This window comes from Prevotella sp. AM34-19LB (genome assembly GCF_003468525.1).
Lineage (GTDB): Bacteria > Bacteroidota > Bacteroidia > Bacteroidales > Bacteroidaceae > Prevotella.
In genome coordinates this window covers 121,575-145,731 of record NZ_QSIG01000002.1, presented here as the reverse complement: position 1 = coordinate 145,731, position 24,157 = coordinate 121,575, and the positions used below count along the sequence as shown (strand labels likewise).

10 protein-coding genes and 6 pseudogenes are annotated in these 24,157 nt (G+C 47.5%); 7 read left to right on the top strand and 9 right to left on the bottom strand.

Features of this window, described 5'->3' with window-relative positions; translation table 11 throughout:
* Positions 1-174 precede the first annotated feature (174 nt).
* Positions 175-870 (bottom strand): hypothetical protein, encoded by a 696-nt coding sequence (locus DW830_RS01360; RefSeq protein ID WP_119248588.1) that lies wholly within the window; start codon positions 868-870, stop codon positions 175-177.
* 203 nt (positions 871-1,073) lie between these two features.
* Here DW830_RS01360 and DW830_RS01355 point away from each other — a divergent pair.
* Positions 1,074-3,237: pseudogene (locus DW830_RS01355) on the top strand (alpha/beta fold hydrolase).
* 64 nt (positions 3,238-3,301) lie between these two features.
* On the opposite strand, the pseudogene DW830_RS01350 reads toward DW830_RS01355, so the two are convergent.
* A pseudogene (locus DW830_RS01350) lies at positions 3,302-4,829 on the bottom strand (peptide MFS transporter).
* A 300-nt stretch (positions 4,830-5,129) separates the two neighbouring features.
* Between DW830_RS01350 and DW830_RS01345 the strand changes: the two are divergent.
* Positions 5,130-6,005: an RNA polymerase sigma factor RpoD/SigA gene (locus tag DW830_RS01345; protein ID WP_089542826.1), complete on the top strand. Its 876-nt coding sequence runs from the start codon at positions 5,130-5,132 to the stop codon at positions 6,003-6,005.
* 222 nt (positions 6,006-6,227) lie between these two features.
* Here DW830_RS01345 and DW830_RS01340 read toward each other — a convergent pair.
* From DW830_RS01340 to DW830_RS01325, 4 genes and pseudogenes are all read right to left on the bottom strand, one after another.
* A pseudogene (locus DW830_RS01340) lies at positions 6,228-6,901 on the bottom strand (hypothetical protein).
* 68 nt (positions 6,902-6,969) lie between these two features.
* The gene (locus DW830_RS01335) at positions 6,970-8,349 is read right to left on the bottom strand and encodes an MFS transporter (RefSeq protein ID WP_119248587.1); all 1,380 of its coding nucleotides are present in this window, start codon (positions 8,347-8,349) and stop codon (positions 6,970-6,972) included.
* 40 nt (positions 8,350-8,389) lie between these two features.
* Complete coding sequence (locus DW830_RS01330; RefSeq protein WP_119248586.1) at positions 8,390-9,160, bottom strand: porin family protein; 771 nt, start codon at positions 9,158-9,160, stop codon at positions 8,390-8,392.
* Between the two features lie 47 nt (positions 9,161-9,207).
* Entirely contained in the window at positions 9,208-10,614 is a 1,407-nt protein-coding gene (locus DW830_RS01325) for a LysM peptidoglycan-binding domain-containing protein (RefSeq protein WP_119248585.1), read from the bottom strand.
* A 246-nt stretch (positions 10,615-10,860) separates the two neighbouring features.
* Here DW830_RS01325 and DW830_RS01320 point away from each other — a divergent pair.
* Positions 10,861-11,166 (top strand): annotated as a pseudogene (locus DW830_RS01320) (gliding motility-associated C-terminal domain-containing protein); the annotation flags it as partial.
* Positions 11,167-11,278: 112 nt separating this feature from the next.
* The gene (gene uvrA / locus DW830_RS01315) at positions 11,279-14,143 is read left to right on the top strand and encodes an excinuclease ABC subunit UvrA (protein WP_119248584.1); all 2,865 of its coding nucleotides are present in this window, start codon (positions 11,279-11,281) and stop codon (positions 14,141-14,143) included.
* Positions 14,144-14,211: 68 nt separating this feature from the next.
* Here uvrA (DW830_RS01315) and DW830_RS01310 read toward each other — a convergent pair whose 3' ends face one another.
* The 3 genes from DW830_RS01310 to DW830_RS01300 form a co-directional block, all read right to left on the bottom strand.
* Positions 14,212-15,651 (bottom strand): amidophosphoribosyltransferase, encoded by a 1,440-nt coding sequence (locus tag DW830_RS01310; protein ID WP_119248583.1) that lies wholly within the window; start codon positions 15,649-15,651, stop codon positions 14,212-14,214.
* Positions 15,652-15,813: 162 nt separating this feature from the next.
* Positions 15,814-18,255: a DUF3943 domain-containing protein gene (locus DW830_RS01305; RefSeq protein ID WP_119248582.1), complete on the bottom strand. Its 2,442-nt coding sequence runs from the start codon at positions 18,253-18,255 to the stop codon at positions 15,814-15,816.
* A 164-nt stretch (positions 18,256-18,419) separates the two neighbouring features.
* Positions 18,420-20,171 carry a phospho-sugar mutase gene (locus DW830_RS01300; RefSeq protein ID WP_119248581.1) on the bottom strand — a complete coding sequence of 584 codons (1,752 nt, stop codon included), beginning with the start codon at positions 20,169-20,171 and terminating at the stop codon, positions 18,420-18,422.
* A gap of 175 nt (positions 20,172-20,346) precedes the next feature.
* On the opposite strand from DW830_RS01300, the gene DW830_RS01295 reads away from it, so the two are divergent.
* The 3 genes and pseudogenes from DW830_RS01295 to uvrA (DW830_RS01285) all read left to right on the top strand — a co-directional run bounded on the left by DW830_RS01295 (position 20,347) and on the right by uvrA (DW830_RS01285) (position 24,075).
* The gene (locus DW830_RS01295; protein ID WP_119248580.1) at positions 20,347-20,658 is read left to right on the top strand and encodes a DUF4491 family protein; all 312 of its coding nucleotides are present in this window, start codon (positions 20,347-20,349) and stop codon (positions 20,656-20,658) included.
* 39 nt (positions 20,659-20,697) lie between these two features.
* Positions 20,698-21,166 (top strand): annotated as a pseudogene (gene rlmH, locus DW830_RS01290) (23S rRNA (pseudouridine(1915)-N(3))-methyltransferase RlmH).
* Positions 21,167-21,221: 55 nt separating this feature from the next.
* Positions 21,222-24,075 (top strand): annotated as a pseudogene (gene uvrA, locus DW830_RS01285) (excinuclease ABC subunit UvrA).
* Positions 24,076-24,157: the final 82 nt, after the last annotated feature.

Here is a 24,157-nt window from a genome sequence, read left to right as displayed (position 1 = left end):
TCACCGTACTGTCTCTGTAGCCACCCTTGTCACACCGTACTGTCTCTGTAGCCACCCTTGTCACACCAGCTGGCTAGCATCGATTCTATGATAGAGATTTTCTCAGAACCCATCCCACTTCCTCACTCTCTTCCATCACCTCAAGAGGTTCATCGGCTGTATCCAGCTCCAGTCTCACCTCCGCAGGATCATATTATAGCCATATCCCAGGAAACTGATGGTAAAGGAAATCAAGGAAAAAAGCATCAGGGGTCCCACACAATAAAGAAGCGGACGATAGCAGATAGCACCTACCATCGCCAAAACCATAATACTCGCCACACCATAACTGGCATAGGCGTATCTATCAAAAGGAAGCAAGTCTTCCGTGGTGTTTTCTTCGATAATCTTTCGATGATAACGCATCTCGATAACCGTGGTATAAACGCTATATAGGATGGTAACAGCAAATAATACGAGCATCACATAAAGCCATTCGCCCATATGCATCCCCCTAGGAGTATCATTGTATCCGAAAAAGAAACAAATCAATATCAATGCATAACTCACACATCCCAGCAAGGCAAACTTTTTCCGCCCCCTACGATAACAAATTAAGTTATAAGTTGCATAGGAAACAATGAAAGAGACAGGAGTATAGAAGAGAACATTGACAACAGCTCCAATCTCATCGCCTTTAGCACGGAAACCACAAACCATTTGCAAGACATAATGCCAAGCAAGTACAAACATGGAAAAAGCAAGGAGCCAACGAGACACCTCGTAACGACGGTTGGTCCAGCGAATCTGAAACCTAGACAAAACCAATATCAAGCCCAACATCGACACTATAATGCAGCAAGCAAACTGCACAAGAAACAATGTATTCATTTACTAAATATTTATATCTTTACTTATATTCCTGAAAATTTAGCATTGAAAGCTAAACTGTATCATTTGAGATGCAAATATACAAAAAAAAACGCATACTTTAGTAAAGAAAGAAGAATAATTTTGTTATCTCATTAATTTTCTGTAACTTTGCACGGAATATTTAGAAGATTGCAACAAATTATTAATAATATCTTAAAAATATGATTAAAGCAATGATTTTGGCTGCAGCTGCTCTCATCATGGGAACAAATACAGCCGATGCACAGACTATGATTGAAAAGAACAACATCAAGGTGGAGAACCACCTGATGACCCCAGAAGCTCTTTGGGCGATGGGTAGAATCGGTGCCGCTGAAGCTTCGCCTAACGGCAAGCAGGTGGTTTACCAGGTAGGTTACTACAGTGTAAAGGAGAACAAGGGTCACCAGATGCTCTTCATCATGGATGCCAATGGCAAAAACCAGAAGGCATTGACCACTGATGCCAAGAGCGAGACTGATGCTGCCTGGATTCAGGGCGGACAGAAGATAGCCTTCATCCGTGGCGGACAGCTCTGGAGCATGAACCCAGATGGTACTGACAGAAAGCAGCTCACCAACGATGAATTAGGCATCCAGGGATTCCGCTTCTCTCCAGATGGCAAGAAGGTTATCCTCATCAAGGAGTTGCCTTATCATGGAACCATCAAGAAGAATCCTTCTGATCTTCCTCTGGCTACAGGTCGTCTCGTTACCGACATGAACTATCGCCACTGGGATCACTACGTAGAGAGTATCCTTCATCCTTTCGTGGCTGATGTTGCAGAGGATGGCACCATCAGCACTGGCGAGGATATCCTGAAGGATGAGCCTTTCGAGTGCCCTATGGCTCCATTCGGTGGCATCGAGCAGTTGGCTTGGAGTCCGGATTCCAAGACCATCGCCTATACCTGTCGCAAGAAGGAGGGCTTGCAATATGCCATCTCTACCGACTCAGATATCTACCTATATAATATAGGTACGCGCGAGACCAAGAACCTCTGCAAGGAGGCTGGTTATGTGGCACCTAAGATTGATGCTACCAAGAGCATGAAGAACCAGGCTGTGAATGCGCCTGAGAATCTGAAGAATAATCCTGGTTACGACATCAACCCTCAGTTCTCTGCCGACGGCAAGTACGTGGCTTGGCAGAGCATGGCCCGCGACGGATACGAGAGCGACCGCAACCGCCTCTGTGTCTATGAGCTCGCTACCGGAAAGAAGAACTATGTTTCAGATAAGTTTGATTCAAGCGTAGAGGGCTTCGTATGGAACAAGGACAACAAGAGCCTCACCTTCATCGGTGTATGGCACGGAACCCTGAACCTCTATCAGGCTAACTTCAAGGGCGAAGTGAAGCAGATTACCAACGAGTGGGCTGACTACGGAAGCATCTCGCTTGCCAACAACGGCAACAAGCTTCTTGCTACCAAGCTAGCATGAGCCACCCTACCGATATCTACATCGTAACTCCAGGCAAGGATGCCAAGAGTACCAAGGTAGAGCAGATTACCCGTGAGAACGACCACATCCTGAGCCAGTTGAACATGGGTAAGTGCGAGCAGCGCTGGGTAAAGACTACCGACGGCAAGCAGATGCTGGTATGGATCATGTTGCCAGCTAACTTCGATGCCAGCAAGAAGTACCCTACCCTTCTCTTCTGCGAGGGCGGTCCTCAGAGTCCGGTGAGCCAGTTCTGGAGCTATCGCTGGAACATCCAGATTATGGCAGCCAACGGTTACGTCATCGTATTGCCTAACCGCCGCGGTCTTCCAGGTTTCGGAAGTGCATGGAACGAGGAGATTTCAGGCGACTGGACTGGTCAGTGCATGAACGACTATCTTTCTGCCATCGATGATGCAGCCAACAATCTTCCATACGTAGATAAGGATCGTCTGGGCTGTGTAGGTGCCAGCTTTGGTGGTTTCTCTGTTTATTATCTTGCAGGTCATCACAACAAGCGTTTCAAGGCATTCCTCGCTCACGATGGTGCTTTCAATCTGGAGAGCATGTACACAGATACCGAGGAGGCTTGGTTCTCTAACTGGGAGTATGATGATGCTTACTGGAACAAGGACCAGAGTGCCAACGCTAAGAGAACTTACGAGAACAGTCCTCATAAGTTTGTAGATAAGTGGGATACTCCAATTCTCTGCATCCACGGCGAAATGGACTATCGCATCAATGCCAACCAGGGCATGGGCGCCTTCAATGCAGCCGTATGCGTGGCATTCCTGCCGAGCTCCTTATCTATCCTGATGAGAACCACTGGGTATTGAAACCACAGAACGGCGTGCTCTGGCAGCGCACCTTCTTCGGATGGTTGGACAAGTGGTTGAAGAAATAACATATACAAAAAAGGCTTGCTTCGAAAAATGAAGCAAGCCTTTTTTATATTATAATTCTATGATTTAGCTTACGCGATTCAACTTCTTGATGATTGAGAAGATGAAGGCTGCAGATACCAGGCAGATGCCGGCAAGAACACCCCAGATGGTAACGAGGTTGAAGTTCTGACCCCACATGATACCAGGAACCATTACCAGCTGGTTACCAATGGCTGTTGCACCGAACCAGAGACCCATCATCAAACCTGCATACTTTGGAGGAGCTACCTTCGATACGAATGAGATACCGATAGGAGAAAGCAGAAGCTCTGCGAAGGTGAGGATAAGATAGGTAGAGATGAGAAGGTTGGCGCTTACACGTGTACCCTCTGTAGCAGGATCGCCCTGTGCCAAAGGAAGCTCAAGACCCATAGAACCTACAGCCATCCATACGAAACCGAGAGCTGCAACGAGCATACCCAAACCAATCTTCTCAGGAGATGTAGGCTCCTTGCCAATCTTGTTGAGCCAAGAGAACAAAGCAACACTCACTGGTGTCAATGCCACTACATAACATGGGTTGAACTGCTGGAAGATAGGAGCCTCAACTTCTACGGCACCTTCAAGGTTGTTATACTTGTAGAAGAGGAAAGCAATAGCTGCAACGATAACGCCGAGCGAGATTCCCTTACCCTTGCCAGTCTTGCTCTGTGCCAGACCGAAGCTACCGTAAACAACGAAGATGCAGGCTACGAGGTTAGTAACGTCGAACGCCATTGACTGCAGACCCTCAGAAGTCTTCAGTGTATAGTCGCGTGCAAAGAGTGTCAATGTATTACCATTCTGGTGGAAAGCCATCCAGAAGAAGATAACCACAGCAAATACGAGACAGAGGCAGACTGATGCTGCTCCTTGGTCTCAGCCTTGGAAAGCTCATTAGTCTCCTTAACCGGAGTCTTGTCGTCCTTACCCTTGGTCTCAGAAGCAAGCACGTGCTTGTAGGTGAAGCTGAGGCATAGTAGATGGCGATACTGATGATAAGCGAAGCACATGCCACAGCGAATGCAAAATGGTATGAATCCTCAACTGATACGCTCAGACTCTCCTGCGCCCACTTCATAATCTTGATGGCTGCTGTAGGAGCGAACATGGCGCCAATGTTGATAGCCATATAGAAGAGAGAGAAACCGGAATCACGGTTGCTGGCATACTGTGGCTCGTCGTAGAGACGACCTACCATCACCTGCAGGTTACCTTTGAACAAGCCGGTACCCAAAGCGATGAGGATAAGCGAAATGCCCATGGCAGCAATGGCAACGGTGTCCTTTCCAAGAGGAAGCGAGAGCACAAGGTAGCCGATGAACATAATGAAGATACCCGTGGTAACCATACGTCCAAAGCCAAACTTGTCGGCTGCGATACCGCCGATGATAGGGAGGAAATAAACCATCATCAGGAAGGTAGAGTAAATTGTACTTGCCAATCCGGTTTCAAAACCGAAGTTAGCCTGCAAATAGAGCAAGAACACTGCAAGCATGGTATAGTAACCGAAACGCTCACCCGTGTTAGCCAAAGCTAAGGCCCACAGACCTTTTGGTTGATTTTCAAACATAATTTTCTGTTATTTTATAATTTTATTATTTAGTTATTCTTTTCTCGCAAATTCTGTGCAAAGATACACAAATTATTCCATATTTCAAACTCAATGCCTAAAAATCGTTATATCAAATACCATTTTTATATTCAAAAACGTCTAAATTTCTAAAAAACAGACAAATAATGCAAAAGTTTTCCATTTCTATTACAACAAGATTGCGTTTTTTTTTGTACCTTTGCAGCCCGAAACCGTAAAGGTGGATTCCGACAGTATAAATATTGGATTAAAACAAAAAAGAAAGGTAAAAGGATATTTATGAGACAACTTAAGATTAGCAAGAGTATAACCAATCGTTCCAGTGAAGCACTCGACAAGTACTTGGTGGAGATTGGTAGAGAACCTATGGTCTCTATTGATGAGGAGATTGAGCTGGCCCAGAAGATTCGCAAAGGCGGTCGTGAGGGTGAGCGTGCCAAGGAAAAACTGGTCAAGGCAAACCTCCGATTCGTTGTATCTGTTGCTAAACAATACCAGCATCAGGGTTTGGGTCTGACAGACCTCATCGACGAGGGAAACATCGGTTTGGTAAAGGCTGCAGAGAAATTTGATGAAACTCGTGGTTTTAAGTTCATCTCATACGCAGTATGGTGGATTCGCCAGAGCATCCTCCAGGCTATCGCTGAGCAGAGCCGCATCGTTCGCCTGCCTTTGAACCAGGTAGGTGCATTGAGCAAGATCAGCGCCGAGATCAGCAAGTTCGAGCAGGAGAACCAGCGCAAGCCTTCTGTTGCAGAGCTGGCACAGATTACCAAGATGGAGGAAAGCAAGATTGACCAGACCATCAAGGCAGACAACCACCACATGAGTATCGATGCTCCATTCGGTAGCGACGACGATGACAATGCGATGGTAGATGTGATGGCTTCCGGTGATGACAGCCGCACCGACAAGGGTGTTGACTTCGAGTCTATGGCGAGCGAGCTCCAGCGCGTACTGGCAACAGTATTGAAGGAGCGCGAGCGCAAAATTCTCTGCTACTGCTATGGCATCGGTTGCCACGAGAAGGGATTGGAAGAAATCGGAAGCGAATTCAACCTCACCCGTGAGCGTGTACGCCAGATTCGCGAGAAGAGTATCATCAAGCTCCGTGAAAGCGGAAAGATCAAGATCTTGATGAAATACTTGGGATAATTTAAGTGAAGAATGAAGAACGAAGAATTCTTTTGCTTTTCTTCACAAGAGTTTGAAGACGAGAGAAAACTTCACTAGGGTTTGAAGACGAGAGATAATTAGATAAAACTAAGTTGCTCATAGCAACGAAAGTAAAGAGGGCAATCAGTTGGTTCATTCCAATCTGATTGCCCTTTCTCTTTTTACACACACGCCCTTAAAGGGCAAAAGCTTTATTAACAATTAATTGTTAACGAAGTTTCCGAACTTATCAATCAATCCGTTTACTCCGTCTCTCACCGCCTCGAAATATGGATACTCATCTCTCAGACAGATTTCATCATAAAGGAAATCAGCCACGATGGTATCCTTTCCGTCAGGCATCACGAGTCCCATCTTGCCATTCTTCTCTGCAATAACCGGCATAATGCTCAGGTCATCATTATAGATATAGCAAGTACGGAGGAAATCATAGACAGGCTGAAGCATCACGTTGCCTGATGATCCTTCATACCAAATTTGCCGTTCTCCTCGAAAACCTCATGGTAACGGATATACTTCTCCTTCAAGCGATGATAATAGAACACCATCTTACGCTTGTCGTTCACAAAGTCAAGCATATACTGGAAGGTATCACAGTAGTTAGCCACCGAACGGACGAGAATCATCTTCAGATCCAGTCCATCCAAAGCCTTGCGATTCAAATCAATATACTTGGCAATCGCCTTCTCTTTCTCTGTGACAGAGAGGCTCGCCAGCTTTTCCTCAAACTTGAGCATAGCCTGTTTGGTTCCCGACATACCCTTGATATATCGGTGAATCTGCCTGCTCATTTCAGAACAGATAAACTTGTCTATTTCCTGCTGCTCAATTGGGTCAGCATATTCCTTAATCAATGATTCAGGTGTAGCGTTCATGGTTATTTCCTTTCTTTTAGTTTATGGAGATTCCCCCGTGAACTTGGAAGGGAAATCTCCTGTTAGTATTATTTCTTCACATTAGGCTGCTGTAATCCATAGCCCTTTCTCTTATCTTCCAACAAGAGAAGGAAGGAGATGACAATAGCAATCACACCAAAGGCTGCAAATATGGTCATCGTCTCTGTATAGTCGATGACACCATCGGCACCCGTATTAGCCTGATTCACCTTACCGATCCATACTGGAATAAGAGCCAGTCCAATGTTCTGAATATAGAAGATAAGGGCGTATGCAGTGCCCAAGAGTTTCATTGGGATAATCTTTGGTACAGAAGGCCACATTGCAGATGGTACCAAACCAAAAGCTATGCCAAGGATGAGCATCATTACGATGGCAAGCACCCATGAGTTAAGTGGAAGGGCTAATATCACGTGTACCAGCGTCAGGAGGCAACTGCCGATAATCATCAGCGTGGCACCCTTGCCATACTTGTCGTATATGCTACCGAAGAGCGGAGTGAGGAAGATAGTACCGAATGGCAACATCGCAGGAATCAGACCTGCCAAATTAGCATCGACACCATACTTGAAAATCATCAACTTGGTGGCAAACTTCAGGAATGGGAATACACCTGCATAGAACATCAGGCAAAGGAATGCCACATACCAGAAACCAGTTGTCTTGAACAGACCACCCAAGTCTGAAAACTTGAAACCTTCTTCCGGCTCAGTAGCTACAGCTGCTGCAGAAGCATCCTCCTTCTTGTCCATCACACAATATACAAGAAAAACAAGTACACCGGCACAAAGCAAAACTGCACCCAAAGCAATAGAAGCAGACACACCGCCCATTGCCTTTGCAAAAGGAAGAGAAAAGCCAAGGGCAGCGGCAGTTCCCAAACGAGCCGTAGCCACCTGTACTCCCATTGCCAGAGCCAACTCATGACCCGTAAACCATTTCACAATGACCTTGCTCACTGTGATACCGCATATCTCGCAGCCCACGCCATAGATGGCAAAGCCAAGTGCAGCGATCACTACCTGTGTACTGTAAGTACCGAAGAATGGTACTACTACTGATCCGGCAAACTCATGACCAACAGCATACCATTTCAACAAGGCTCCTCCAAACATCAAAACGGTTGAGAGGATACCCGTAAAACGGATGCCGAACTTATCGAGGATAAGACCACCGAAGAAGAGGAGGAGGAGGAATACATTAAAGTATCCGTAGGCTCCAGAGAAGAAGCCATACTCATCCGAACTCCATCCGAGTCCAAGACCATTCTCAGCCCCCTTGACAGCTGTCAGGAGTGGCTCCAATGGAGACATTACATCTGTAAAAAAGTAACCGAACATCATCGTGACGCTCACGATGAAGAGGGCTGTCCAGCGAGCTGACTTCGAGTCGCTCAATTTAATCTGAATTTTTTCTGTTGTACTCATTTTATATTATTACTTATTTTTCTATAACCATCGCCGGAAGTTACTTTCTCTTCACATTCTTCGTTCTTGAAATATCAAAGAGATAAGATACCTTGAACACTATCTGTCCGTAGTTACTTTTTCCGAAATAATCTCGTTTGGATGAACCATAGATATTACCCAGTCCATAATAGTAGCGAGCCTCAGCCAGAATGTGTCCCACTTTCGGGATACTGTACTCTGCACCCAAGCCCAAAGCGATACCATAATCCAGTTTGTTCTCTACCGCCATCGTATCTTGTGCCACTACCATACTTACCCGGTCATTATCTGTCTTAGGCATATCCTTCACGTTGAAGTTGGTAGTCTGAGAATCGTTAAGGTAGAGTCCGAACTGCGGACCGGCATTCACGAAGATGTTCAAGCCTCTCTCTTCCCTGCCCCAAGCCAAGTGAGCGAAAACGGGTACCTGGATATAATTGATGGTACGGCTGTAAGCCATCGGCTGCTTGGTTTCGGTGATGATGACAGGTTTGTTATCGATGTCGAGAATATCCTCTTTCCATCCCACCTTGGCATAGTTGACCTCTGCATAGATGGAACAGATGGTCTTGAAGTACTTCTCGCAAGTATATTTCATCGAGAGTCCGGCAGTCATTCCTCCATGCTGTTTTTGCTGAACCTCCGGTTCGAATCCTACAGAGCTGAGCACATAGCCACCGTTGAATCCGATGGAAAAATCGTTGCGATGCTCACCTATCTGAGCCTGTGCCGAGAGTCCTCCCCAAAGGAGAAGTCCCATCAACAGCGCCCCTATCTTGACTTTATTCATTCTTTCTTTTCTTACCATAAACGATTAACTATAAAAAACTACCGGTCCTAGTAATTCACAGATTCAATCTGGTGATTGAAGGTATAGTGAATCAACTGGAAGTTCTTATTCTTGTATCCACCCTTTGCCGTTTTCACGAAATGCAATGGAGTCTGCACTGGCTGATAGTTCACTTGCTGGCGTTCACCCGTAAACTCCTTGCCCTTCTTCTTGATACCCTGGATGAAGAACATACCATGATCATAACCCGTGATGGCGAAGCGAGGCTGCGCAATCATCATCGGCTGATGGAACCATCCCTCGTATGCCTTCTCCAGGTTCTGCGTTCTTTCGGCTACCGGATTGTAATAGAAGGTAGAAGGGATATAAGTATCGTACTTATAGAATCGCTCCAGATTGTACTTGGCGTACATCAACCACTCTGTATAGCCGAAGAGAGAGATAGATGCACCCGGATACTTGCTGTCAAACTCATCCAATTTGTTGAGCACGGCTGTCAACTGTGGCGAACGGCCCGTATTCAGTATTACCACATTCTGCTTGCTTGGCAGGAAAGCCTTGGCAAACTGGTCGATGCTTGAGCTCACATTGGTGATACTATAGTTGATGTTTCTCTTCTCCAACTCCTTGCGAAGTCCGAAAGTGAAAGCTCCCTTACGAGAAGTAGAATCATTGCAATCTACAAAGATTGGATGCACATTGGTAAATCTGTTCAGGAAAGCCTTGATGGTGCATTCATTCAATGTTTCAGGACTCTGATATACCTGGAAGATTTCCTTGTTGCGCTCCACATCGTCACCGCTGATGGAGAAAGGAATCACGAGCTTGATGCCATAGGTCTTGCAGAAGCCGGCAAGCGGAGCCACCTGCTTGGTATAAAGCGGACCAAAGATGATATCACACGTATTGGCACCCTCCTGCAACAAGGTGGCACGGATATCAGCATCTATCGGCACGTTCCATGCATGGACATCGGTAGAGATGCCCTTCTTTTTCAGATAATTGCAAGCCATCAGGAGTCCACGATAATACTCCACCATGCGCTTGCCATCACCATCCACATCATGCAAAGGCAACATCACGCCAATCTTCACCGCATCACTAGCCGCCACCTTCTGCTGGGCGGCAGCGGTTCCTGCTACAGCCGGTTTGCTGGAAGCAACAGCATTCTTATCCTCCTTCTGTGCCTTTTTAGGCGCATTAGGATTCTGCTGGTCGCTGGCAAAAGGAATAAAGAGGGTAGTTCCCTTCTGGAGCATGTAACCTTCCTGCTTCATCTCAGGGTTTGCCTCCATCAGTTCCGGCAGACTCAATCCATACTTATTGGCAATACCAAAAATAGTATCCTTTTTCTTCACTGTGTAGATGTCTCGCCATTTCGTTGTCTGAGCAAAGATACCAACACTGAGCATGAGCCCCACAATCATCAAGAAATATCTTATGTTTCTTTTCATATCTTCCTGTTTTTAATGTTTATATGATCCTAAAATCTTGCCGTAACCGACATGATTTAAAGTTTTCTCCTGCAAAAATACAAAAAATCTCGCATCTAGCGCAATATCTCTCAGCTTTTTATTATCTTTGCACAAATAATTTGCAAAATGAGACAAAAAATAGGATTACTTGGTGCCTTATTGGCACTTTTTACCCCTCCATTGATGGCACAGGAAGAATTCGGAGATGAGGAAGGCACGCAGACCAGTGTCCTCCTGATGCCGAACGCATTCTCGCCAAACGGAGATGGCATCAACGACATCTACAAGCCCAAGGAGGGTTACCAGAACATCAAGGAGTTTCACGCCTATATATATAATAGGTGGGGACAGAAACTCTTTGAGTGGAGCGACCCTGCCATGGGATGGGATGGAACCTACAAGGGAAAGCCGGTAAAGGAAGGAGTCTATTTCTGTCTGGTCAAGGCAAAAGGAGCAGATGGCAAGACCTATCAGATTAAAAGAGATGTCAATCTGCTCAGAGGATTCTCTGAATCCACAAGCAGCTATTAAGAGGAATCTACAAGCAGCTATTAAGAAGAATCCACAAGCAACTATCAGAAAGAAGAAGATGATAGCCTTGCAGGTAAGTTTAAAGTTTTAGAAAGAAGGAACAGTAAAGATTATGATTTCAGAAGAAGGAAAAATAGAAGAAGATAAGTTTTCTGAAGAAGAAAAGATAAATGTGTGGGGCGCAAGAGTACACAACCTCAAGAACATTGATGTTGAGATTCCACGCGACTCCCTCACCGTGATAACCGGTCTTTCGGGTTCGGGCAAGTCGTCATTGGCTTTCGATACCATCTTTGCCGAAGGACAGCGCCGTTATATCGAGACATTCTCTGCCTATGCCCGCAACTTCCTGGGCAATATGGAGCGCCCGGATGTAGATAAGATTACCGGTCTGAGTCCGGTCATCAGCATCGAGCAGAAAACCACCAACAAGAACCCTCGTTCTACCGTAGGTACCACAACAGAGATTTACGATTATCTCCGTCTGCTCTTTGCCCGTGCCGGTACAGCCTACAGCTACCGCAGCGGTGAAGAGATGGTGAAATACACCGAAGAACAGGTCATCGATATGATTCTCGATGAATATGCCGGAAAGGCCATCTTCCTGCTGGCTCCTCTGATTCGCCAGCGCAAGGGACATTACCGCGAACTCTTCGAGAGCATGCGCCGCAAAGGTTATCTTTATGTACGTGTGGATGGAGAAATCCAGGAAGTGGTAAGCGGAATGAAGCTCGACCGCTACAAGATGCATAACATAGAAGTTGTCATCGACAAGCTCATGGTGAAGGAAGCCGACGAGGAACGCATCCGCAAGAGCGTAGCTACCGCCATGAAGCAGGGCGATGGCATGGTGATGGTGATAGAGAAAGGTGAAAAGACAGGTAAGAACTTCTCAAAACGCCTGATGGATCCAGTTACCGGTATGGCCTACCAGGATCCGGCACCTAATATGTTCTCGTTCAATTCGCCTGAAGGTGCCTGCCCTCACTGCAAGGGTCTGGGAAAGGTTAACCAGATAGATATCAAGAAGGTGATTCCGGATGACAGCCTGAGCATCTACGAAGGTGGAATCGCCCCTCTCGGCAAATACAAGAACCAGATGATTTTCTGGCAGATTGAGTCTTTGCTCGAGAAATATGATCTGAATCTCAAGACTCCTATCGCTGAGATTCCGGGTGATGCCATGCAGGAAATTCTCTATGGTTCACTGGAAAACGTAAAGATCGTTAAAGAGAAGGTGCATACCTCTTCGGATTACTTCTGCGCATACGATGGCATCATCGACTATCTGCAGAAGGTGATAGAGAATGACGAGAGTGCAGCAGGAAAGAAATGGGCTGACCAGTTTATCTCTACCATCGAATGTCCGGAGTGCCATGGACAGCGACTCAAGAAGGAATCGCTCGCCTTCCGCATCTGGAACAAGAATATCTCGGAAGTTGCCAACCTCGACATCGACGAACTGCGCGACTGGCTCGAACAGGTGGAAGCTCACCTCCCTGCCATGAAGGCGAAGGTGGCTCACGAAATCATCAAGGAGTTGCGCTCACGTGTCAACTTCCTCCTTGATGTGGGTCTGAACTATCTCTCACTCAATCGCCAGTCGGCATCACTCTCTGGTGGTGAAAGCCAGCGCATCCGTCTTGCTACCCAGATTGGCAGCCAGCTCGTCAATGTGCTCTACATCCTCGATGAGCCAAGTATAGGTCTGCACCAGCGAGACAACGAGCGACTCATCAACAGTCTGAAAGAATTGCGCGACCTGGGTAACACCGTCATCGTAGTAGAACATGATGAGGATATGATGCGAGCTGCTGACTGGATTGTAGATATCGGTCCGAAGGCAGGCAGAAAGGGAGGCGAAGTGGTTTTCCAGGGTACTCCGAAAGAGATGCTGAAGACCGACACCATCACTGCCCAGTATCTGAATGGCAAGATGGCAATAGAGATTCCTGAACATCGCCGCGAGGGAAACGGCAAGAGCATCACCATCCGTGGAACCAGGGGCAACAACCTGAAGGGAGTGGATGTAGAGTTCCCGCTCGGCAAGCTCATCGTGGTAACGGGAGTCAGCGGTTCGGGCAAATCAACACTGATCAATGAAACCCTGCAGCCTATCCTCTCCCAGCACTTCTACCGCTCCCTGAAAAAGCCGATGCCGTACGACAGCATCGAGGGTATCGAGAATATCGACAAGGTAGTGAATGTTGATCAAAGTCCGATCGGCAGAACCCCCCGCAGTAATCCTGCCACCTACACAGGCGTGTTCAGCGACATCCGCTCGCTGTTTGTGGGGCTTCCAGAAGCCAAGATCCGTGGTTACAAGCCAGGCAGATTCTCCTTCAACGTGAAGGGTGGCAGATGCGAAGCCTGTGGCGGAAATGGATACAAGACCATCGAGATGAACTTCCTACCAGATGTCTATGTTCCTTGTGAGGTATGCCACGGCAAACGCTACAACCGTGAAACGCTGGAGGTAAGATACAAGGGAAAGAGCATCGCCGATGTACTGGACATGACCATCAACCAGGCAGTAGAGTTCTTCGAGAACGTGCCTCAGATACTCAACAAGATCAAGGCTTTACAGAGTGTAGGATTGGGTTACATCAAGTTGGGACAAAGCTCCACTACCCTTTCGGGCGGAGAAAGCCAGCGTGTGAAACTTGCTACCGAACTTTCCAAGCGCGATACCGGCAAGACGCTCTACATCCTGGATGAACCTACCACCGGTCTTCATTTCGAAGACATCCGCATTCTGATGGATGTACTTCAGAAACTGGTAGATAGAGGCAATACGGTGATTATCATCGAGCACAACCTGGATGTCATCAAGCTCGCCGACTGGCTCATTGATATGGGTCCCGAAGGTGGACGAGGTGGCGGTCAGCTCCTCTTTGCCGGCACACCGGAAGAAATGGTAAAGAGCAAGAAGGGCTATACCTACAAATTCCTGGCACCCTTGCTGCAGAAGAAATAATACAAGAATCCCGATTTCCGGGACTTTGCTCACAAGATGCAAAGTTCAGGAAATCGGGATTTTATATTTTAATCTTCGTCTGCAAATTCATTCAAGGTATAAGCACTACTGCCATCGAAGCAGTGGGTGCATACCTGGCACTTAGGCAAACCGATAGCAGCTACAAGCTGCTCGATGGTATTGAACTTCAATGTAGTCAATCCAAGCTGGTTGGCAATCTCATCCACCATTCTCTGATATTCAGGAGAACCAGTAGTAGCATACTTCTCAAGATTCTTGTTGGCATCGCCCTCAAACTTCTCGATGATTCTACGGGTAATCAGCTCCATATCACTCTTGGAAGAAGTAAAGTTAATGAAAGGACAGCCATAAACCAATGGAGGACAAGCGATACGCATGTGGCACTCCTTCAGACCAGCCTGTTCGAAGAGCCCCTTCACATTATCGCGGAGCTGGGTACCACGCACGATACTGTCATCGCAGAACAACACACGCTTACCCTTCAACATAGCCTTGTTAGGAATCAGCTTCATCTTAGCTACCAAAGAGCGCATGCTCTGGTTGCTAGGAGTAAAGCTTCGAGGCCAGGTAGGAGTATATTTGGCAATGCAACGCTGATAAGGCACACCCTTACCGGCAGCATATCCCATTGCCATACCTGTACCAGAATCAGGAATACCGCTGCAACAATCTACCTCTACATCATCTGTCTTGGCAAGATTGAATCCATTGGTAAAACGGGCTTCCTCTACATTCTTGCCCTCGTAGGTTGATGTTGGGAATCCATAATATACCCAGAGGAAAGAACAAACCTGCATCTTCTTGTTGGCAGGACGAATCTGCTCCATACTCTCAGCAGTAATCTTCATGATTTCTCCAGGGCCTACCTCGTATGCTGTCTCGAAGCCGAGGTTAGGGAATGAGGTAGTCTCACTGGAAGCTGCATAAGCACCCTCCTTCTTACCTATAATAATAGGTGTACGTCCCCAACTGTCGCGGGCACAGATGATGCCATCCTCTGTAAGGATCATCATGGTGCAGGAACCCTTGATATGATGGAATACGTTCTCGATTCCCTCGCGGAAATTCTTGCCCTGGATGATGAGAAGAGCCACCAACTCGGTTGGGTTGGTACTTCCTGAAGACATCTCTGCAAAGTGCATGTTCTTATCCAGCAGGTACTGAGTAAGTTCATCCTTATTTAATATCTTGGCTACTGTGCAAATGGCAAAGCGACCAAGATGAGAATTCATAATCAATGGCTGCGCATCAGTATCGCTAATCACACCGATACCCGATGTCGCACCCTCGAATTTGTCGAGTGTAGGTTCAAACTTCGTTCTAAAATAAGAACTTTCTAAGTTGTGGATAGAGCGCACGAAGCCCTTCTCACTACTGTAGGTTGCCAAACCGCCTCGGCGTGTACCGAGATGTGAGTTGTAGTCGGTGCCGTAGAAAAGATCTGCGACACAGCTTTTCTTGGAAATAGTTCCGAAAATGCCTCCCATAAGAGTATTATTCTATGTTTTATGTTTGAAATATGGGTGCAAAGGTAATATAAATCCAGAAAATATGCAAAACTTTTTGCGTTTTTTCTACAATTTTATGTATATCGTTTACCTTTGCACCCTTAATTTCTGCTAAATTTCTACTAATAAGACAACTGCTCCTTAGAACTTGTATTGCAACCCCAGACTCATATCAAAGGTTTTAGACGTTACATCATCATGATATGAGTAATGGGTATCACGCCAATAGTTGGACACATTGAAGTCCAGGTTCAGCCGATTGGACAGCGCCAGACCGAAGCGGGCATTCAGCACCAGCAGAGATGCATTTCCCTTGTCGCCCTGGGCGTTGAGATAGAGCGGATCGGTTGTCGCCAGATCCTTTCCCTCATATCCCTTCCAGGTGAAGATGCGATAATAGTCGGCACCTATCTGGAAGGTGGCTACCTTGCCGAACTCCATGAAACTGATAGCCTTCACACTATAACCGCTACCCATATTGTAGTCGCGGTCTATCACATTATAATAATCGGTAAGGCTTCCACCCAGCAGGATACCATCCAGGAAGACACGCTGCTCAAACCTGGTGAGATTGCCCACCTGAGGGAAGCGGTAGATGATACCAGGACCGAAAGAGGCTGCCTCGGATATACGGTAAGGCACCAGACTGGTACCATCCTTCACCGGCTGCGAATCGTAATAGTTGAAGTGCTGGAAGATACCGAACTCCATCTCCGTGCCCTTGCTCACCTCCACCGGTACGCTCCACAGTCTTCCCAGAAGATGCAGACCGGTAATCAAAGGTTGGTTGCTGCTCAAGCCGAAAGTGGCATCCAGTGTGAAGTAGTCGTATGGCTTGGTGGTCTCACCATCAAACGGATTGCCATAAACCAGATTGAAACGGACGTATGGATTACCCTCACCACGAAACAGAGTATTATTGTCTGCGAGGTATCTGTAACCTGCCGACAGAGAGAAACTGATAGGACTGCGCTGGTAATCGTGATATTTATAATATTTGCCTCTCACCCGCCAGGCATCGCCACTCAAGATTCGATTCAATCCCTTGATCGGACAGATGAGGGTTCCCAGAAACTCTCGCATGAAACGAGGGAAACCAGACAGGCGGTCATCAAATACCAGATTGCTCACACGATGCGTCACCTCTCCGATGGCAACACCGCCAAAAGTAGTAGCCATCAGGTCGTTGATGGCAGGCGGTTCTATCTCGCAGGTAGTCTCCCACATCAAACTTCCACAGAAAGAGTATGGCACCGATTCCCAGAAATTCATACCATGACTTCTTGCTGCATTGAAATAGAGTCCGCCATGATATGGATGGGCAAACAGATTGGTAGAGAACTGGTCGTTATCCCAGACAAATCCCGTTTCTATATTGTGCTTGATGCTATGGAAGGAAATCTTGGCAAACTCCTCGTTCATCACAAACTGGTCGAAGCATTGCACCCCCACATTGATGGCAAAAGCTTCCAGTGCAGCCTTCCAGGGATGCTTCTTCTGTCGTTCCGGATCATCGAAGGCAAAGATCGTACCTTCCTTCCATGCCTCCATATCATATTCATTCTCCTTCCTGGCAGAGACATTCCCAAAAGATGATGCGCGCTGGAGGCGCACAGCCAAGCCTGCTTCAACAATGGCACGACGGCGATACCTGCCACCATGATAATAATGGGTATCCCCATAACCCACAGAGGCAAAGGCACTGGTATATCTGCCCAACTGATAGTCGGCATTGATGCGAGCCTGCAGCGAATAGAGCCGTTCCGGCTTATCCTGCGAATGTTCCTGGAATGATTCAACGTGATAGAATCCGAGATCACCACTCAGGGAGAATTTAGGCGATAATTGGAAATACTGACCAATACGATAGAACAAGGCTCCCGAAAACTTCTCATCCAATCCAAAGTAATGAGTTCCGATACCCAGGATATTATACGTACTCCGGTTACGGAATCTGACGGCAAGATTGGCTTTGGTAGCAGAGCCGCCATAAAACATATAGTCAATACGCGTCTTGGGGTTTACATTCACCAATCCGATCTTATGTGCTATGGTATCCTGACTATAATTGATGACACCAATCTGCACACCACGAGGATGACGGACGCAGACATTGAACAAACCTATCTGAGAACCATTCAGGGTATCAGCATAATTGTAGCCGCCCAACTGCAAGCCACGCATATAGGAAGAGCTGACGTTGGCAGCAGCAATCTGCAAGCCTCTCTTCATACCCATGGAAACATTGGAAAGTCCACTCAGCTGCACACCGCGAAACGGAGAACTGGATACATTATTAAATAAAGATAGCTGCATGCCATTGCCACCTTTCACCACATTGGAAACACCCGAAATCTGCACGCCGCGCATATCATCGCCCACCGAATTGATGATACCAGCCAGGCTCGCACCACGCATCTGCTGGCGCACCACACTGGAAAAGGCACCTATCTGGACACCCCTGAGTGTATCGGGCGAGCAAAACAGAGACACGTTGCCAGAACTATACCCTTGGGCATAGACAGACTGACCTCCTAGCGAGAGTCCCATTAAAAGGGCAATAATCTTTCTCTTATTATCCATATACCTATCAAATTCAAAATGGCGAGAAGTCAGGATGACTTCTCGCCGGGAAATTGCATTATTCAAAGTTGGAAATAAATAATGCATCAAAAAATATCTTTCAGAGGAATGTGCAAGCGAAGATTTCACCCCCCACACATTCATATAAAGTTCAATTGCTTTTATTAATCCAGGTTCAAGCTCTTCTTGATAGCCTCGATCTTATCCATAGCAGCAGCTGTGCAGCGGTTGTAGCAGCCAGCGCACTTGAATGAAGGATCCTTTACCTCAATATAGAACTTGATCTTAGGCTCTGTACCAGAAGGGCGAACGCTGATCTTGGTATTGTCATCGCAGAACCACTGGAGCACGTTGCTTGTAGCAGGCATATCGAGCTTCTCTACGCTGCCGTCAGCATGCTTCACCTCCAGACTCTGGTAGTCCTTCCAGGTAACCACCTTGCTGCCACCCAACTCCTGTGGAGGGTTAGCACGGAAGTCTGCCATCATCTGCTTGATCTCGTCAGCACCTGTCTTACCTGGGCGAACCACGTTTACAGTAAACTCCTTGCTGAAGCCATACTCTGCATAGATCTGCATCAGGAGATCGTAGAGAGTCTTGCCCTGATCCTTAGCCCAGGCAGCAATCTCACAAATCAGGCAGATAGATGCAGGAGCATCCTTATCACGTACCTTGTCGTATGGCAAGAAGCCGAAGCTCTCCTCACCACCACCGATATACTGCTGCTTGCCCTCAGAGATAGCAATCTCGCGTGCAATCCACTTGAAACCTGTGTAGCAGTCGCGCAACTCTACGTTGTTCTTCTTGGCAATCTCTGCGATAACCTCTGTTGTAACGATGGTCTTTACGAGGAAGTCTGTTGGCTTCAACTTGCCCAACTTCTTCTTGTTCTCAATGATGTAGTAGCAGAACATCATGGCTGTCTGGTTACCGTTGATGATCATCCACTCGCCCTTGTCATCGCGGCAAACGATAGCGAGGCGGTCGGCATCAGGGTCAGTAGCAACCACGAGGTCAGCGTTCAACCTGGTACCGAGTTTCATACCGAGAGTCATTGCCTCAGCATTCTCCGGGTTAGGAGAAACCACTGTTGGGAAATTGCCATCTACAACCATCTGCTCAGGAACCACATTGATGTTCTGGAAGCCCCAAGAACGCAAGCAGAGAGGAACGATGACACGACCTGTACCGTGCATAGCAGAGTAAACGATGTTGAGGTCCTTCTGGCGGAGGATGACATTCTGGTCAATCATAGCAGAATGAACTGCAGTCATATAGTCGTAATCCATCTCACCACCGATGATCTGGATCTTATCCCAGTTAGCCTCGAACTTCACCTGGCCGATAGTAACCTTGTTCACCTCCTCGATGATACCGGTATCGTGTGGAGCCAGCACCTGAGCGCCATCGCTCCAGTAAGCCTTGTAGCCATTGTACTCCTTAGGGTTGTGAGAAGCAGTAACGTTGACACCAGCCTTGGCACCGAGCTCGCGGATAGCGAATGAAATCTCTGGTGTAGGACGGAGGCTCTCGAAGAGATAAGCCTTGATGCCATTAGCAGAGAAGATGGCAGCAACAGTCTCTGCGAAGAGACGAGAGTTGTTACGGCAGTCATGGCCTACAACAACAGAAAGGTTCTCCTCACCTGGGAAAGCCTTGAGGATGTAGTTAGCAAAGCCCTGTGTAGCCATACCAACGATATATTTGTTCATTCGGTTGGTACCTGCGCCCATAATACCGCGCAAACCACCAGTACCGAACTCCAGGTTCTGATAGAAAGCATCTACGAGTGCTGACTTATCCTCAGCCTCGAGCATTGCCTTTACTTCGTTACGAGTTTCTTCATCAAAAGCAGGTGTGAGCCACTGCTGTGCTCTTTCTTCACACTGCTTAATCAATTCTGCGTTATTAGCCATAGTTTGATTCTATTTTGTTATTAATATTATTCTATCAGAGGGTTGTGCCCGAAAACAGCACAATATTTCTCTTTTTGCGTACAAAGATATATAAAATATTCGAGAAACCAAACAAGATTGGAGTTTTTTTTGTATTTTTGCACATTGAAACAAAAAAGTAATTAAAAAAAAGCTTATGGAAATATATTATACGGGCGTTATCATCGCCGTTTCCACCTTTTTAATAATAGGACTCTTCCACCCTATTGTCATCAAGGTAGAATATCATACGGGCACCCGCTACTGGTGGGTGTTCCTGGTTGCGGGTATTATCAGCGTGGGTGCAGCCTTCCTGGTTGCGAATGTTCTCTACTCTGCCCTTCTCGGTGTGCTGGGTGCTTCCTGTCTCTGGAGCATCGGGGAACTCTTCGAACAGAAAGAACGCTGCGAGAAGGGATGGTTCCCTAAGAACCCGAAGCTGGAAAAGAAAGGATACTATAAAAGTTAATCGTTTACAGTTAATAGTTTATAGCTTACCATTTAAAAGATGAAAACTGAACTGATATTGGTCGGCAAGACCGTAAACAAGCATTTTATTGCGGGCATCAAGGATTATGCCGAGCGCATCACCACTATATGCCCTCAATATAACAACGATTCCGGAGCTCAAGAACACCAAGAGTCTCAGCGAACAGCAGCAGAAGGAACGGGAGGGTGAACTGATTCTGAAACTGATTCAGCCATCAGACTCCGTGGTGCTGATGGATGAGCACGGACAGGAGTTCCGAAGCATCGAGTTTGCCAAATGGATAGAGCGCAAGCAGGCTACTGCCAGAAGACTCGTGTTTGTCATCGGCGGTCCCTACGGTTTCTCACAGGCTGTATATGACCGCGCCAACGAGAAGATCTCCCTTTCCAAGATGACCTTCTCGCATCAGATGGTACGCCTCATCTTTACAGAAGCGCTCTATCGCGCATGTACTATTATAAAAGGTGAACCTTATCACCACGAATAAAGGGTAAAAAGGTAAATAGGTCCCAAGTCCTAATCTTAAAAGTAATAAAAAGAAAATGGGGAAAGAGAAATATATAGAGATCAAGGGGGCGAGAGCCAACAACCTGAAGAACATCGACGTGAAGATACCGCAAGGCAAGTTTGTTGCCATCACGGGTGTCTCCGGGTCGGGCAAGTCTTCATTGGCTTTCGACACCTTATATGCCGAGGGACAGCGCCGATATGTGGAGTCGCTGTCTTCGTATGCCCGCCAGTTTCTGGGCAGAATGAGCAAACCGGAATGTGATTTCATCAAGGGATTACCTCCTGCCATCGCCATCGAGCAGAAGGTGATTTCCCGCAACCCACGTTCCACCGTGGGCACCAGCACGGAAATCTACGAATACCTGCGCCTGCTCTTCGCCCGTATCGGCAAAACCTATTCGCCTATCAGCGGACAGGAAGTGAAGCGCCATACTACCGAGGATGTGCTCGCCTGCACCCGACAGTTTTCCAAGGGCACCAAGTTTGTAATCCTTGCCCCTTTACATATCGTAGAAGGCAGAAGCCTGGAAAAGCAACTGGAGATGTATCTTCAGGAGGGATACGCACGCATTCTGGTGAAAGGTGAATTCATCCGCATAGACGATTTCCAGGGCAATGCCAAGCCGGAGGATATCTTCCTCGTCATCGACCGTGCTTCGGTAAGCGACGAGAAGGATGACATCAGCCGCCTCACCGATTCAGCCGAGACTGCTTTCTACGAGGGCGACGGTGCCTGCCGTCTCCTCTTCCTGCCGAGCAATATCAGCTACGATTTCTCTACCCGGTTCGAAGCCGACGGCATCACCTTCGAGGAACCAACCGACAACATGTTTGCCTTCAATTCCCCATTGGGTGCCTGCCCTACCTGCGAGGGATTCGGAAGCGTCATCGGCATCGACGAGAAGCTCGTCATCCCAAACACTTCCATGAGTCTCTACGATGGATGCGTGGTATGCTGGCGTGGAGAGAAGATGGGTATGTGGCTCAAGGAATTCATCCGACGTGCGGAGCCATACAACTTCCCGATCTTCAAGCCTTACTACGAACTCACCCAGAAGGAGAAAGACTGGCTCTGGCATGGATTGCCTCGGATAAGAAGCGCGACCCGCACGACCGGGTGAGCATCGACGAATTCTTCAGAATGGTGAAGGAGAACCAGTACAAGATACAATACCGCGTGATGCTGAGCAGATTCCGCGGCAAGACCATCTGTCCGGATTGCCATGCACCCGACTCAAGAAGGAAGCCAACTATGTGAAGATTGGCGGAAAGAGCATCACCGAGCTGGTAGATATGTCGATTACCAATCTCAGCGCATGGTTCCAGAAGCTGGAACTGACAGAGCATGAGCGGGAAGTGGGCAAGCGACTCTTGACCGAGATTACCAACCGACTGCAATTCCTTCTGGATGTGGGACTTGGCTATCTCACCCTCAACCGTCTCTCCAACTCCCTTTCCGGAGGAGAGAGCCAGCGCATCAACCTCACCACCAGTCTCGGTTCTTCGCTGGTAGGCAGCGTGTATATCCTCGACGAGCCAAGTATCGGACTCCATAGCCGAGATACCGACCGACTCATCAAGGTACTGAGAGAGTTGCAGCAGCTGGGCAACACCGTGGTAGTGGTTGAGCATGACGAAGAAATCATGCGTGCTGCCGATTATCTCATCGATATCGGTCCGGAGGCAGGAAGACTGGGTGGAAGACTCGTATATGCGGGTCCTTCATCCGAATACTCATCCACCGACCCAGAGCAGCAGAAAGCCCTTCTGGAGAAATTCCCGGAGAGCCATACCATCCAGTATCTCACCCACAAGGAGGAGATTGCCGTTCCTGCCAGTCATCGTGCATGGAACAGGGCCATCGAGATCAAGGGAGCCCGAATGAACAATCTCCGCGGCATCGATGTAAGGATTCCGCTCAACATCTTCACCGTCATCACCGGCGTATCCGGTTCGGGCAAGAGTTCCCTCATCAAGGGAATCCTCTATCCTGCCCTCCGCCGCCATCTAGACCTGGTGGCAGATGCCCCTGGCGAATACAGTTCGTTGGAAGGCGATGTGGATGCCATCAAGCACGTGGAGTTTGTAGATCAGAACCCTATCGGCAAGAGTACCCGCAGCAACCCTGCCACCTATCTGAAGGCATACGATGCCATCCGCACCCTCTTTGCCAACCAGCCACTCGCCAAGCAGATGGGATTCACCCCACAATTCTTCTCCTTCAATACCGAGGGCGGAAGATGCGAGGAATGCAAGGGAGCAGGATACGTAACCATCGAGATGCAGTTTATGGCAGACCTCACCCTTACCTGCGAGGCATGCAAGGGCAAGCGGTTCAAGCACGATATCCTGGAGGTACACTACGGAGGAAAGAACATCAATGATGTGCTGAACATGACCGTGAACGAGGCGATAGAGTTCTTCAGCGATGAAAGACTCCAGCACCATGTGGGCGATTTCGATGCCTGCCGCATCATCGTCAGCAAACTCAAGCCTCTGCAGGAGGTTGGATTGGGCTATATCAAGCTCGGTCAGAACTCCAGCACCCTCTCCGGCGGTGAGAACCAGCGTGTGAAACTCGCCTACTTTATCGGCAAGGAAGACCAGTCGCCTACGCTCTTCATCTTCGATGAGCCAACCACCGGTCTGCACTTCCATGATATCAAGCGCCTGCTCCATGCTTTCCAGGCACTGATAGAACGAGGTCATTCCTTGGTAGTTATCGAACATAACCTGGATGTCATCAAGTGTGCCGACCATATCATCGACCTCGGACCAGAGGGTGGCGACAAGGGCGGTAACCTCGTGATAGCCGGTACTCCAGAGGAAGTTGCCGCATGCAAAACCAGCTTAACTGGTAAATTTCTTAAGAATTATATAAAATAATGTAAAAAAGTAGCGCTATAATAAACTTTATATGTACTTTTGCATCCAATTAGCATATAATTAGTATATAATAAGGTACATC

What these genes read in the sequence shown, in the direction of transcription:
- DW830_RS01360 (WP_119248588.1), bottom strand. Translation starts at nt 870, where the DNA reads ATGAATACATTGTTTCTTGTGCAGTTTGCTTGCTGCATTATAGTGTCG.
- DW830_RS01345 (WP_089542826.1), top strand. Translation starts at nt 5,130, where the DNA reads ATGAGACAACTTAAGATTAGCAAGAGTATAACCAATCGTTCCAGTGAA.
- DW830_RS01335 (WP_119248587.1), bottom strand. Translation starts at nt 8,349, where the DNA reads ATGAGTACAACAGAAAAAATTCAGATTAAATTGAGCGACTCGAAGTCA.
- DW830_RS01330 (WP_119248586.1), bottom strand. Translation starts at nt 9,160, where the DNA reads ATGAATAAAGTCAAGATAGGGGCGCTGTTGATGGGACTTCTCCTTTGG.
- DW830_RS01325 (WP_119248585.1), bottom strand. Translation starts at nt 10,614, where the DNA reads ATGAAAAGAAACATAAGATATTTCTTGATGATTGTGGGGCTCATGCTC.
- uvrA (WP_119248584.1), top strand. Translation starts at nt 11,279, where the DNA reads ATGATTTCAGAAGAAGGAAAAATAGAAGAAGATAAGTTTTCTGAAGAA.
- DW830_RS01310 (WP_119248583.1), bottom strand. Translation starts at nt 15,651, where the DNA reads ATGGGAGGCATTTTCGGAACTATTTCCAAGAAAAGCTGTGTCGCAGAT.
- DW830_RS01305 (WP_119248582.1), bottom strand. Translation starts at nt 18,255, where the DNA reads ATGGATAATAAGAGAAAGATTATTGCCCTTTTAATGGGACTCTCGCTA.
- DW830_RS01300 (WP_119248581.1), bottom strand. Translation starts at nt 20,171, where the DNA reads ATGGCTAATAACGCAGAATTGATTAAGCAGTGTGAAGAAAGAGCACAG.
- DW830_RS01295 (WP_119248580.1), top strand. Translation starts at nt 20,347, where the DNA reads ATGGAAATATATTATACGGGCGTTATCATCGCCGTTTCCACCTTTTTA.